The 14,154-nt window shown below is 39.1% G+C and carries 11 protein-coding genes; 7 read left to right on the top strand and 4 right to left on the bottom strand.

Annotation, left to right across the window (positions count from 1 at the left end; translation table 11 throughout):
- Positions 1 to 21 precede the first annotated feature (21 nt).
- Positions 22 to 981 carry a DUF6160 family protein gene (locus FHR28_RS02695; protein WP_166781876.1) on the top strand — a complete coding sequence of 320 codons (960 nt, stop codon included), beginning with the start codon at positions 22 to 24 and terminating at the stop codon, positions 979 to 981.
- 96 nt (positions 982 to 1,077) lie between these two features.
- On the opposite strand, the gene FHR28_RS02700 is transcribed toward FHR28_RS02695, so the two are convergent.
- Both FHR28_RS02700 and FHR28_RS02705 read right to left on the bottom strand, forming a co-directional pair.
- Positions 1,078 to 2,793: a proline--tRNA ligase gene (locus FHR28_RS02700; protein ID WP_166781877.1), complete on the bottom strand. Its 1,716-nt coding sequence runs from the start codon at positions 2,791 to 2,793 to the stop codon at positions 1,078 to 1,080.
- A 249-nt stretch (positions 2,794 to 3,042) separates the two neighbouring features.
- Positions 3,043 to 3,684 (bottom strand): hypothetical protein, encoded by a 642-nt coding sequence (locus tag FHR28_RS02705; protein ID WP_004723804.1) that lies wholly within the window; start codon positions 3,682 to 3,684, stop codon positions 3,043 to 3,045.
- A gap of 284 nt (positions 3,685 to 3,968) precedes the next feature.
- Here FHR28_RS02705 and pilG point away from each other — a divergent pair, with 284 nt between their 5' ends.
- The 6 genes from pilG (at position 3,969) to FHR28_RS02735 (ending at position 12,543) form a co-directional block, all read left to right on the top strand.
- Positions 3,969 to 4,352: a twitching motility response regulator PilG gene (gene pilG / locus FHR28_RS02710; RefSeq protein ID WP_004723803.1), complete on the top strand. Its 384-nt coding sequence runs from the start codon at positions 3,969 to 3,971 to the stop codon at positions 4,350 to 4,352.
- Positions 4,353 to 4,377: 25 nt separating this feature from the next.
- Positions 4,378 to 4,746 carry a response regulator gene (locus FHR28_RS02715; protein WP_004723801.1) on the top strand — a complete coding sequence of 123 codons (369 nt, stop codon included), beginning with the start codon at positions 4,378 to 4,380 and terminating at the stop codon, positions 4,744 to 4,746.
- A 3-nt stretch (positions 4,747 to 4,749) separates the two neighbouring features.
- Positions 4,750 to 5,286, top strand: a complete 537-nt coding sequence (locus tag FHR28_RS02720) for a chemotaxis protein CheW (RefSeq protein ID WP_004723799.1) — start codon at positions 4,750 to 4,752, stop codon at positions 5,284 to 5,286.
- Positions 5,287 to 5,328: 42 nt separating this feature from the next.
- Positions 5,329 to 7,398 carry a methyl-accepting chemotaxis protein gene (locus FHR28_RS02725; RefSeq protein ID WP_105714354.1) on the top strand — a complete coding sequence of 690 codons (2,070 nt, stop codon included), beginning with the start codon at positions 5,329 to 5,331 and terminating at the stop codon, positions 7,396 to 7,398.
- A 145-nt stretch (positions 7,399 to 7,543) separates the two neighbouring features.
- Positions 7,544 to 12,070, top strand: a complete 4,527-nt coding sequence (locus FHR28_RS02730; protein WP_166781878.1) for an Hpt domain-containing protein — start codon at positions 7,544 to 7,546, stop codon at positions 12,068 to 12,070.
- Between the two features lie 8 nt (positions 12,071 to 12,078).
- A complete protein-coding gene (locus FHR28_RS02735) occupies positions 12,079 to 12,543 on the top strand; it encodes a hypothetical protein (protein ID WP_105714352.1) in 465 nt (154 codons plus the stop codon).
- Between the two features lie 76 nt (positions 12,544 to 12,619).
- On the opposite strand, the gene dapE is transcribed toward FHR28_RS02735, so the two are convergent.
- Positions 12,620 to 13,753, bottom strand: a complete 1,134-nt coding sequence (gene dapE / locus FHR28_RS02740) for a succinyl-diaminopimelate desuccinylase (protein ID WP_004723792.1) — start codon at positions 13,751 to 13,753, stop codon at positions 12,620 to 12,622.
- 156 nt (positions 13,754 to 13,909) lie between these two features.
- Positions 13,910 to 14,050: an entericidin A/B family lipoprotein gene (locus FHR28_RS02745; protein WP_004723791.1), complete on the bottom strand. Its 141-nt coding sequence runs from the start codon at positions 14,048 to 14,050 to the stop codon at positions 13,910 to 13,912.
- Positions 14,051 to 14,154: the final 104 nt, after the last annotated feature.

The following is a 14,154-nucleotide window of genomic DNA, read 5'->3' on the forward strand; positions in this document are numbered from 1 at the left end:
ATTTTCCTAAGGATTAGGATAATGAAAAAAAATAGAAACCTAGGATGTATATCATTATTGATACTGAGTCCAATTGCGCTGGCAATGGAACCTATGGATGATCAAAGTCTTTCCCAAACAACGGGGCAAGATGGGATAAATGTTGGTATAAATCTGAGTAAAGTTCAACTCAATCAAATTTCAATTATTGATCGTGACGGATTAGGCTCAACTGTGAATGATGCAAATAAAGCATCGCTGGTTCTTGCGGGTAAAAGTGCTGGTACGCTTGCTGACCAAACTGTTGATATCACTTTTCTAGGGGCTTCAAATACCCCAACGATGAATATAGTTATGGATACCGATGGGGGCGCTACAGGTGGAGCAAGTGGTAAACCTTTTGCCAATATCGGAATGAGCTTTGCAAGTAATATTACCGGGATTAAAGTTTCTCCATTTGCACTTTACTTGGCTGGAGCGAGTTCATCTTCAGGGCCTGCTGGATATCAATCTATTTTTACAGGTACCAGTGAAAAATCCGATGTCATTAAATTTTTAAAACTGAGTGATGGTTTTGATATCAACTTTGCTGCATCCAAACCCACCATTAATTTACAGTTTGGCAATGCGCCTCAAGGGCGTATGATTGCCTTTGGTGGTGCAATTCAATCGATTTGTGGTACAGGATCAGGCTGTGCTATTGCACTTTTATCGGATGATAGTGATATTGGTGCAAATTTTAACTTCCAATTAACTGGAACAGATAAGGTCAATGGTTTTTCATTAAACGGTTTCTATGCTGGCGTTGAACCAACAGGTTTTGTCTTTGGTAATACAGGTGAATCGAGTAAGTTTGATCTGGGTATCAATCAGATGATTATGGGAACGAGTGGGGCAAGTGCGACAGGGACTTTTAATGGTCTGCAAAATGGCTCGATGGGGAACTTTGGGGCAATCGGAACATCAGTTACAGATTTAAAAGTAAAAATTAATGGTCTGTAATGATGGTCTATAAAATACCAAAGCATAAAAAACCCTATAAGTTGTGTGCTTATAGGGTTTAGTTTATTTCAGAGCTTTTTTAATGCGGTTGAAAAATTACTTCACCAATTTAGCCATTAAATCATCTTTGCTTAAATTTACAGATTCGGCATCTCTACGACCTTTATATTCAAAAGTACCTGCATCTAAGCCTTTTTCACCAATGACAATACGGTGAGGAATACCTGTTAGTTCCAAGTCAGAGAACTTAACACCAGGACGCTCATTACGATCATCCAGTAATACATCATAGCCTGCAGCTTGTAATTCAGTATAAAGCGCTTCAGCTGCTTCAAGCGTACGTGGAGATTTTTGCGCATTCATTGGCACAATTGCAACTTCGAAAGGGGCAATTGCAGATGGCCAAATAATACCTTTCTCATCAAAGTTTTGTTCGATCGCGGAAGCAACTACACGGGTTACACCAATTCCATAACAGCCCATTGTCACTACCAATGGTTTGCCATCATCACCCAAAACTTTACAACCGAGTGCTTCTGAGTATTTGGTGCCCAATTGGAAAATATGACCAACTTCAATACCACGTTTAATTAAAATCGTGCCTTGACCATCTGGAGATGGGTCACCTTCAACCACATTACGTAAGTCAAAAACTTCGGTAAATGTTGCATCACGGTCCCAGTTGATACCAGTGGCATGCTTATCTACTTCATTGGCACCCGCAACAAAATCTGAAAGCACAGAGGCTGCACGGTCAATAATCACAGTTAAGCCTTTCTCAACCAGTCCTTGTGGTCCGCAGAATCCCGCAGTTAAACCAAGAGCATTCAGTTGAACATCTGTTGCAAATGTTAAAGGTGCTGCAATCAGTGGATGCTTTTCAGCTTTAATTTCATTGAGCTCATGGTCGCCACGTAGGAATAACGCGATTACAGGAACATGACCCTTTTCATCAGCAATACCTTGTACAAGTAAGGCTTTTACGGATTGCGCTGGATCTGTATTTAAAAATGCAGAAACATCAGCAATGGTTTTTTGATTTGGTGTCTCTACAATTTTTAGATCTTGGGTGGGTGCTGCGCGTTCACCAGTCAATACTGCTTCAGCCATTTCAACATTGGCAGCATAGTCAGATTGTGTTGAGAAAGCGATATCGTCTTCACCACTTGATGCAAGTACGTGAAACTCATGTGAACCTGAACCACCAATCGATCCTGTGTCTGCTTGAACAGGGCGAAAATTTAAACCTAAGCGGGTGAAAATTCGGCAATACGTGTCGTACATAACATCATAAGTTTCTTGTAATGACGCTTGATCGACATGAAAAGAATAAGCATCTTTCATAATAAATTCACGCGAACGCATCACACCGAAACGTGGACGAATTTCATCACGGAACTTAGTTTGAATTTGATAGAAATTCATTGGAAGTTGTTTATAACTTTTTAATTCATTGCGAGCCAAATCCGTAATGACTTCTTCATGAGTAGGACCAAGAACAAAGTCATTGCTATGGCGGTCTTTAAAACGCAACAGTTCTGGGCCGTATTGTACATAACGACCAGATTCTTCCCATAGTGAAGCCGGCTGCGTCACGGGCATTAATGTTTCCAAAGAACCTGCACGATTCATTTCCTCACGAACAATCGCTTCAACTTTATTGAGCACACGTACACCCATCGGCAACCAAGTGTATAAACCTGAAGCCAATTTACGGATCATCCCAGCACGTAACATGAGCTGATGTGAAATGACTTCAGCATCGTTTGGGGTTTCTCTTAACGTTGCAAATAAAAAGCGACTCGCGCGCATGGAAACTGTCCTAAAATTTTTAGATTTAAAGGAATGATTATACGATAAAAAAATACGATAAAAAAATAAGCTGAACATTTTTAATGATTGTTTAAATTGAAAACTTTCTATTCTTATATTGGCGATGCGATCAGAGCTCGGTTTTAACTTGAAATTATCCGATATCGTGATCGGTTGTTCAAATCATTTATATTGTTTTGTTAAGTTTTTATCAACAATAGGGTCAAGAAGTTTCGAATTAAAAAGTGATTATTCAAGTTTTTTAAGGCGATTAATAATATCATCATAGTAGGTTTGTGTCTTGCGGTAGTTGTCTTGTAGGCTTCCAATATAATTCTTTGTTTTATCTATGTTTTCAGAATTGTATTTAATCCGATCTTTGAGTGTAACAGGAACAGAGTTACCTTTGCGGTAGTATTCCATTTCTTGTCTTTTAAGTATAATACGATCACTTTGAAGCTGTTTAAGTGTTTGGTTTTGTAGTGTTATTTGTTGTTTTATATTGCTTAGAAGTTCATTTCTTTTGTTAACAGCGACAGATGAGTTGCCATAGGCACGCTTTAAGCGCGCATCTTGTTCTAATTTACGCATTTCAGATGCGCGTGATGTCGATTGTTGTAAATCTTTTTCGACATTATAAGCGTGATTTCGTTTGATCACTTGCATGTTGCGATCCAGCGCTTCATAACCATTTTTTATGTGTGCTGGTGTGACCGAGGTGCTGATATTGGCCACTCCATTTTTATCATAATATCGATACCATACCGCTTTAGCCTGAGGCGTATCGGCATAGACCGATAAAGTACAGATGAGTAAGCTGACTGAAAGGGCGGTATTGCATATTTTTTTTGTTTTTGACGCTATATTTTGGTAATAGATTATTCTATCCATTTAAAGTCTACCATCCCCAAAAAATCAATGTAAGTTATATGATTTTGAAACTATCTTTGGTCATTTTATGTGGTTACAAAATTTTAATAAACAATTAACTTCTAAAAAAAAGCAGAATATTTTTTTTTATGTGAGCTTTACTGTGTTTTACTGTTTGAAGTGAGATTTCCGACAAGAAATGTTCATTGATAAAGTGAGTTAATATATGTTAAAAAAACATGATTAATTGTAAAAATAAATCTGTACAGCACAATTCATTCCAAGCTTACGGAAAGGGGCATTAAATGGACGATAAATTTCAAAATCTAAAAGTCATGGTGATCGATGATTCTAAAACCATTCGTCGTACTGCTGAAACATTATTACAAAGAGAAGGTTGTGAAGTTGTCACTGCTGTAGACGGTTTTGAAGCCTTATCTAAAATTGCTGAAGCAAATCCAGATATTGTTTTTGTCGATATCATGATGCCTCGTCTAGATGGCTACCAAACCTGCGCTTTGATTAAAAACTCCCAAAATTATCAAAATATTCCAGTCATCATGTTATCTAGTAAAGATGGCTTATTTGATCAAGCAAAAGGTCGTGTTGTCGGTTCTGACGAATATTTAACAAAACCATTTAGTAAAGATGAACTATTAAATGCTATTCGCAATCATGTGACTGCTTAACTGAACGGTTAATTTGGGGGAAATAATGACAAAAATTTTAATAGTTGATGATTCACCAACAGAAATGTTTAGATTTAAAGAAATTCTAGCTAAGCATGGATTTGAAGTGATTGAAGCAACCAATGGTGCAGATGGTATTACACTCGCGCAAGCTGAATTGCCGGATCTTGTGTTAATGGATGTTGTTATGCCTGGTGTAAATGGTTTCCAAGCGACTCGTCAGATCGCACGTGGTGCAGCGACCAAGCATATTCCAATTGTGATTGTAAGTACTAAAGATCAAGAAACCGACCGCGTTTGGGGAAAACGTCAAGGGGCTTGTGACTACTTAACCAAACCGATTGATGAGAATCAGCTGATCAGTACGATTAAGCAACATCTACAAGCAGGATAATGTATGGCAGCAAATGGATTTATCGAATTACTTCGATTGTCTAAGCGAGGAAATAAAAATTACGCTGACAATGAAAATGAAGTAAACCGATGGTCAGGCATTGCATTTGAAATGATGGGGCAATATTTTGTTGCGCCTTTGGGTGAGGTTTCAGAAGTTATTTATCCGCCAAAATACACACCCGTTCCCAATGTTCAGGGATGGGTGAGAGGTTTAGCGAATATTCGCGGACGGTTATTGTCAGTTTCTGATTTGGCTTTTTATTTAACGGGGCAAAGAAGCCAATTTCTACCTACTCAAAAAGTCTTATGTATTAGTCATAATGACCACTATGTTGGTCTGATCGTAGATCAGGTTTTGGGGATTCAACATTTTAATAAAAAAGGTTTTTTTTCTAAAAACAATCAATTAGAAGAAAACCTTCAAACCTATTGTCAGGGATATTTTCAGCAGCATAATCAGGCTTGGAATATATTCTTGTTTAGTCGTTTGTTAAATGATCCTCAATACATGAATGCATCAGAAAAATTTATAAACTAGCTTTGACGCCTAATGAGAGTTAAGCGAATCGGGAGAAGCTGAATGGGCTTTAAACTAAAGAAGAAAAATACAGGGGATACTGCTCAAAAAAGTAGTTCAGGCGTATTAACCAAAACCAAATCAAAAATTGATGAATTTGCTAAGTTGTTTGGGGAAAGCGACAAATCAAAGCCATTTATTCAAATGGCAATTGCCAGCATCATCGTTGCGATTATTTTGCTTTTGGTTCTATTCTATACAGTTCCTCGAAATAACGACTTAACTCGTAGCTTGGGTGAATTAAAACTTTTATCACAGACCTTATCTCGTCAAGCAGCTGAAGCCACTGGATCAGGTTCGACAAAATCAATAGAGGCTTTAGTTGCATCACAAAAGAAATTTAAAGAAAACTTAGATGTTGTCAAAGATATTCATGCATCTTCAAAACAAGTGGAAGACGTTGAAAAAACATGGAAACAAGTTTCTGCTGATATCGACATGATTGCGACACATCAAAAGATCATTAATCAATTATATGATACCAATATCGCTGTTGCGGATGTGATCCCTGGCATGCAGGCTGAATATAATGCAATGGTTGACCAAATGGCACGTGACAATATGTCAAGTACTCAGGTTGTTATCGCAAAAAACCAAGTATTCCTTGCGGAACGTATTTTACGTTCTATTGGTTCAGTATTAAGTGGTTCAGAGAATACCCGTGTTTCAGCAGATGACTTTAATGCGGATACCGAAACATTTGGTACGTATTTAAATGCGCAACTTAATGGTAGTGCCGATTTAGGTGTAATACGTATTGATAAACCTGAACTACGTGAGTCTTTAGAAAGTATTAAAGCGGATTACAATGAAATTGTGCAATTGGCATCAACTTCTGTACTAAAGAATTCTGATCAGATTTTTAAAGTACGTCAGGCATCGTCAGACATCTTTGCGCAATCGGATAATTTATTAAAAGGTTTGGATCGACTTTCGGTAAATACTGGTGTGGGTACGATTTTACCTGCATTGATTTTACTCCTTGCACTTGGCGCATTCTTATTTGCTGTATTTAAACTACTCGGTTTACGTAGTGAGTCAGATAAAGTTCGTGTAACACGTTTACAAGATGAGTATGACCGTAACCAGAATGCGATTTTACGTTTACTTGATGAAATTGCCGATTTGGCAGATGGTGATTTAAGTTCGTATGCTACGGTATCGGAAGACTTTACTGGTGCAATTGCCGACTCGATTAACTTTGCGATTGACCAATTACGTGACCTGGTATCTCGAATTAATGACACTTCTCAAGAAGTTGCACAATATACGCAGAATACGCAACAGATTACTAACCAGTTGGCTGAAGCTTCTGAGCATCAGGCGCAAGAGATTGCAGGGGCATCAACAGCGATTAATGAAATTGCACAGTCGATTGACCACGTATCTGCAAATGCTGCTGAATCAGCAGAGGTAGCACAGCGTTCTGTACAAATTGCATCAAATGGTGCAGATGTGGTAAACCGTTCAATCGAGGGGATGGATACGATTCGTGAGCAGATTCAAGAAACTTCTAAGCGTATTAAACGTTTGGGTGAATCTTCTCAAGAGATTGGTAACATCGTATCGCTGATTAATGATATTGCCGACCAAACCAACATCTTGGCATTAAACGCAGCAATTCAGGCATCTATGGCAGGTGAAGCGGGTCGTGGTTTCGCCGTGGTTGCGGACGAGGTACAGCGTCTTGCTGAACGTTCAGCATCTGCAACCAAGCAGATTGAAACACTGGTTAAAACCATTCAGACCGATACCAACGAAGCAGTAATTTCAATGGAACAAACCACCTCGGAAGTTGTGCGTGGTGCGAACCTTGCAAAAGATGCGGGTGTTGCCTTGGGTGAGATTCAAACAGTATCAAGTAACTTGGCTGGTTTGATTGAAAGTATTTCTGAGTCGGCGAAATTGCAGTCTGCTTCAGCAGGTCATATTGCAAATACGATGAATGTCGTACAAGAAATTACTTCACAAACCACTGGTGCAACATTTGATACAGCCCGTTCGGTTTCTGAATTGGCAAGTATGGCGGATTCATTACGTCAATCAGTTTCAGACTTTAAACTGCCTGACTAAAACGATTGATACTTTATATATGTGCAATATCGACTGTAACAAGTGGCTATTGCACAGAATGGAACGCCATCTAAAGCCATTCAGCTTGACTGTATTTTGAAAGGTTTTAGTCCCAAAGACGGGAACTAACATAGAAGCCTGAGCTATGAAAGAAATATTAAAACATTTAGTGGAACACGTTACTTTACCTGAAGATGCGTATCTTGGTCAGGATGAGGAAATTTTAGAAATTTTTGTAGAAGAACTTGAAGAAATTTTTGAACAGCTACAAACCTCTCTTGATCGATGGCAACTCGAAGAGTTTAAAGATACCGAATTGGTCAATATTCGCCGTTATTTTCATACGCTTAAGGGGTCTGGGCGTATGGTGGGGGCTAAACGTTCTGGTGAACTTGCTTGGACTGTTGAAGATACATTAAATCGTATTATTACGAAAAATCTGGAACTTACTTCCGAGATTCAACACTATGTAAGTGCAGTATTTAATATTTATAAATTCAAACTCTACTCAGAGTTTTTAAATCGAAAACCGCATCATTTAGATTTAGCACCTTTGGTGTATTTGGGGCAACAGCTACAACAGAAACAAAGCTTAGAACCTGCTTTAGACGAGTTATTGGCATTATCAAATACACTGGATAATGAAAATGTCATTACGGGGTTGGAGATTGGTGAAGATACTGCAACAGCAGCAGGAACCTCTGTGACCACTCCGCATGTGGTTGATCTCGTTGCAGATGGCTCTACAGATACGACTGAAGAAGAAGTGGTAGTTGAATCGACTGTTGCAGATGATAGTTTAACCTCTGAAACCTTGGAAATCTTTGTTGAAGAGTCAGAGGAGCATCTGGCGGCAATTAAAGACTTTTTGCACTTAGAAGAACATACGCCTGATCAATATAATCGCTTGATTCGTGCCTTGCATACTTTGCGTGGTAGTTCTTCAATGGCGCATGTCAATGAGGTCTTTGAAGCAAGTGGTAAGGTCGAGCATTTATTTAAAGTATTGGTTCAAGAAGATACCGAGTCCTCAAAAAATGAAAATGCGCTACTGACTTACTATGCTGAATTTGTCAGTGATTATCTCTATGTTTTAAAGCTGAAAGGTAATCAAGCTGTTGAGCTACAAACCATTTATCAAAAATTTAATGATGCTTGGGAACGCTACGATTTCCAACACCAATATCAACATTCACAAACGGGTTTAGTCACACAATTGGTTGATCTTGAGATCGATCTATTACTTGATGCCGAGTTTGAGTTTGATAAACGTGCCCAAGTTGAATATCCAGCATATTTCCAACAACTGGCTCAACAAGCGCAGATGTTGATAGATCATACCAATAATCGTGCTGCACAAGGCATTCATGATTTTAGTCTCGCTTTAAAAGATGGTTATGAACAAGTTATTCGCAAGCCTGACTTATTAAATACTGATTATGCTTTTGAAATGTTTTCTAAGGCTCATCAAGAATTTATTCATTTATTCGATACTTTGGCATCAGGACAAAGAGTCAGCCTAAATGAATCAACACAAGCGATTTTGGCTGAGTTACATGACTATTTACACCAAGAAATAGACACAGGTGTTGATGGTCAAAGTGTTGAAACAAGGACTGTGCTAGACACTGAACAGCAGCCAGATACAGTCTCAATTGCAGCGAACCCTGTTGAATCAGTAGGGAACTATGTACTGACGCAAATTAATCTGGATAAACAGAATATTGAATCAGAACATAGTCAACGTGAATTTGATGCTGATGTCCTCGACATTTTTATTGAAGAGGCTGACGAGTTGTTGGTTGGGATGGACCATGACTTAAATACTTGGTCAATTCATCCTGATGACACAACAGCACTAAACAATTTGATGCGTTATTTGCATACCTTAAAAGGTGGTGCAAATATGGTGCAAGCGACCCATATTGGTTTGATTGCGCATGAGTTAGAAACCATTTATGAACGCGTGATTAAAGGTCAACTCAAAGCAGAACCACACATTATTCAAGCAATTCGTTTAATTCAAGATGATGTGGCAGATCGCATTCAATTGATTCGTGAAAAAACAATTGATTATCCTGCAACTCATATTCTCAATGTTTTACACAATATCGATCAGCAAGATCCGATTGAAACTGTTCAAGCGCCAACAGTGGTTGAACCACAATTTAGCCATGATTCAGCAGATTTACATGAAGTCGCATATGTTGAAGACGATATCGTTTTAGCGGTTGATCAAACTCCAGAATTGCTTGAAACTGAACCCTCGGATCAAGATCAACAACCTGCAATTGATGCTACTCAATTGTTTATAGATGCAAATCAAGATGCAGGTTTAGATCCTGTTGAAGTTGTTGCCCGAGAAACCTTTATCGAAGAAGCAAGAGAGCTGATTGATGATGGTTTAAGCATTTTATCTCAATGGTTTGATCAGCGTAGCAACCGTAGCTTCCTACTCCAATTACAACGTATTGCACACAGCTTAAAAGGCGGTGCAAAAATGGTGAAATTGGAAGAAGTTGCTGATATTGCATATGAATTAGAAAATGCATTTGAGCAATTTGGTTTACATAATTTTAACTCGAATGTTTATGATGGTTTACTGGAAAAAACCTTTCATTGGCTAGATGCAGCAATCTTTAAACATCACTACGATAACTTTGAAGGCTTAAAGTCGAGTTTACATGGCATTGAATATGTTGATGTTTCTGCACAGCTTCCAGAAAAATTATCTCGAACAAATTTAATCTTTGAGCAATCAATCAGTGAGTTTGTTCAGGGGGATGGTACTGAGCCACCGTCAATGCTGGGTGAATGGGATCTTTCACAAAAAACTGAATCCAACAATGAGATGATTCGTATCTCTGCGGATTTGGTTGAAAAAATGATTGACCTTTCTGGTGAAAACGCGATCAACCGTTCACGTATTGAGATGGATTTGGGGCAGTTAGGGAATACCTTGACTGATATGGAGTTGGCTATTCAACGTTTGGCTGATCAGCTACGCCGTATGGAAGGTGAGTTAGAAAGCCAAATTATTGCAAAACATGGTGATTTAAGCGCTCGCTATGCAGATTTTGACCCTTTAGAAATGGACCAATATTCATCTCTAAACCAGTTATCAAAATCGTTGGCTGAATCTGCATCTGACTTGGTTGATTTTAAGACCACGTTGGCTGAAAAGATTCGTGATACTGAAGGTTTATTGCTTCAGCAATCTCGTATTCAAGCTGAAATTCAGGAAAGCTTGATGCGTACTCGTCTGGTACCATTCTCAAGATTGTTGCCTCGATTACAGCGTTTGGTTCGTCAGACCTCTTCAACCGTGAATAAACCCACTGAGCTTTTAGTCAATAATACTGAAGGGGAGTTGGATCGTAATATTCTGGAAAAATTAGTTTCACCGTTAGAGCATATGTTGCGTAATGCGATTGACCACGGGATTGAAGAGGCGGAACAGCGTCAGAAGTCGGGCAAAGCGTTGACAGGTCGAATTGATTTGAATATTAGTCGTCAAGGTACAGATGTACTTGTATCGTTTAAAGATGATGGTAAAGGAATTGATCCAAAAGTTATTCGTGATAAAGCAATCGAAAAAGGCTTAATCAAAACTGATCAGCAGTTAGAGCCTGAGGAAATCCTACAGTTTATTTTCCATCCAGGTTTTAGTACAGCACAGCAAGTGACACAAATCTCTGGTCGTGGTGTTGGCTTGGATGTTGTGCAAAGTGAAATTAAATCACTTGGTGGACAAGTGAGTGTCAGTTCTGAGTTGGGGCATGGTTCAACCTTTACGATTACCGTACCTACAACAGTTGCGGTCAGCGATGCCTTGATGGTGAAAGTCGGTGATCAGCAATTTGCAGTCCCATTATCGCAAATTGATCGTATTGTTCGAATTTCACCAGCCGCTTTGGAAGAATATTTTGAAACTCAAAATGACTATTTTGATATCGATTTCCAAAGCTATAAGCTACGTTATTTAGGTGAGTTTACCTCGAATCAAGTCACTCCACGGTTACATGGACTTGCACATTCATTACCAGTGTTGTTGATCAAGGGAAGCTTGGGGCAATCCATTGCCATTCTGGTTGATCAGTTAATTGGTTCACGTTCACAAATTGTGGTTAAACCGATTGGTAAGCAGTTTGCTACCATCAATGCGATTGCGGGTGCAACCATTCTGGGTGATGGTCAGGTGTGTTTGATTTTGGATGGACAAAATATTGCACGACAAGTTCAAGCATCTACCCGAGGTGGCGCTGAACATCTTCAACATGATAAACAACGTCATCGTGATCAACGCCGTTTGATTATGATCGTGGATGACTCAGTTACCGTTCGTAAGGTCACTTCACGTTTGCTTGAACGCCAAGGTTTCGATGTGATTACTGCGAAAGATGGTGTGGATGCGATTGAGCAACTTGAAAATGTCAAACCAGACTTGATGTTGCTGGATATTGAAATGCCTCGAATGGATGGTTTTGAAGTCACCAACTTGGTTCGCCATCATGAAATTCACCGCGATTTGCCAATCATCATGATTACGTCACGAACAGGTGAAAAACATCGTGAACGGGCATTTAGCTTAGGTGTGACAAATTATATGGGTAAACCATTCCAAGAAGCTGATTTATTGGAAAATATTGAAGCTTTGTTGACGGTTAAATAGGAACGCTCATGACAAAGAATATCGAAAAGTCTGCAATTGATAAAATTAGCACACGGGAATTACAGCATTTAATTACGGTGTCTACTGGGTTTATTGATGCATATATTATTGATTGTTATGATAAAGCACCAATGTTATTACCACAAAATGTGGTGCTTTCTGCTCAGAATAGTCCAACCTATGTCAATGTCGTGGAATGGCATGAAAAGAAGTTACCGACATTTAGTGTCAGTGATCCTAAAAAGACCCTGGGTGTCGCACTGATCATTGAAGGGGAAGATGCAGACGAGCGTTTTGCCTTGATGTGCAATGAAATGCCAAGCTCGATACGGCTACGGATTTCAGAAGTGGTCGACGCAGAGGATAGCATCAAAGATAAGACGATTTTACAATATGTGAAAATTGGCGATAAGACTTATCATGTGCCGGATTTGGATCAAATCCAGTTACAGATTGGGATAAAGAAGGCTTGATTTGCAATGCTTTCAAAGCTTATCTGTAAAAAAGGACGCATTTGCGTCCTTTTTTACTTAGTGAGAATCGCTCAGCTTAAGCGAGTAATTCGACTAAGATTTGTTCGTAGATTTCAGCCAAAGGCTCTAATTCAGCAATATTCACATGCTCATTAATTTGATGAATCGTTGCGTTTAAAACACCTAACTCAAGCACTTGAGCGCCTGTCGGTGCAATAAAACGACCATCAGAAGTCCCACCACTGGTTGAAAGCTCAGTCTCTGTTCCTGTCACATTTTTAATTGCAGTTCGTGCAGCATTGACCAATTCACCGACTGGGGTTAAGAAGGGCAAACCTGATAAGGTCCACTCAATATCATAATCAACATGATGGCGATCTAAAATCTCAAGAACACGTAATTTGAGTTGATCTGCAGTTACTTCAGTTGAGTAACGGAAGTTAAAGGTAACGGTCATCGTGCCAGGTACAACATTGGTTGCGCCTGTACCTGCTTGAATATTGGAAACTTGGAATGAAGTTGCGGGGAAGTATTCATTGCCATTGTCCCACACCGTATCACATAGTTCAGCTAAGGCTTTTGACGCGGTATGAATGGGGTTGATGGCTAAATGTGGGTAGGCAACATGGCCTTGTTTCCCTTTTACTGTTAACACTGCATTTAATGAACCACGACGGCCATTTTTTACGATATCGCCCAGCGTATCTGTACTTGAAGGCTCACCGACAAGGCACCATGTCATTTTTTCATTACGTGCTTCTAAGGTTTCGACAACTTTAACCGTACCATTGATAGAAGGGCCTTCTTCATCAGAGGTGATTAAAAAAGCAATAGAACCTTTATGGTTGGGATGATTCTTTACAAAACGTTCAGATGCAACCACCATTGCAGCCAATGCTGTTTTCATATCAGCACTGCCACGACCATAGAGTTTGCCATCACGAATTTCAGGTAGGAATGGATCAGACTCCCATGCATCTAGATGACCTGTAGGCACAACATCGGTATGACCTGCAAAACAGAAAACTGGAGATGCCGTTCCGCGTCTTGCCCAAAGATTATCAACATCTTCAAAACGCATATTTTCAATATTAAAGCCAATAGCAGACAGACGATCTGCCATGATAGTTTGGCAGGTATGGTCTATAGGTGTCACGGAAGGCTGACGAAGAAGTTGTAAACTCAGTTCTAAGGTATCCGAATGATTCATGGACATTGATCAAGTAAGTAAATTGAACAATATAATAGAGGAAGATAAAACCGAATGAAAACCTTAAAGCTTGAGAAAGGATAAAACTATTTAAATTGGCATTAAAAAAGCCTTATCTATTGAGATAAGGCTCATGTTGTAGAATGAAGTTGAGTCTTACAATTTATTTTCAACTTTTTCTGCAGAATTCGTAACAGCATCCCCCGCTTTAGATACATCCTTACCAACACCTTTAAATGTGTTGCAACCAGCTAAAACAAAAGCGAATAACATTGAAACTGCTAAAATTTTTTTCATTACTATCTCCGTGTTTCACGCGTTAATTAGAATTTTAGTATACGAGCATCGGGTCAATATATCGTTATGTTTTTATGAGTGGATTGGTTAAACCATGTATAAGA

The organism is Acinetobacter sp. BIGb0196 (assembly GCF_011759595.1).
GTDB lineage: Bacteria > Pseudomonadota > Gammaproteobacteria > Pseudomonadales > Moraxellaceae > Acinetobacter > Acinetobacter guillouiae.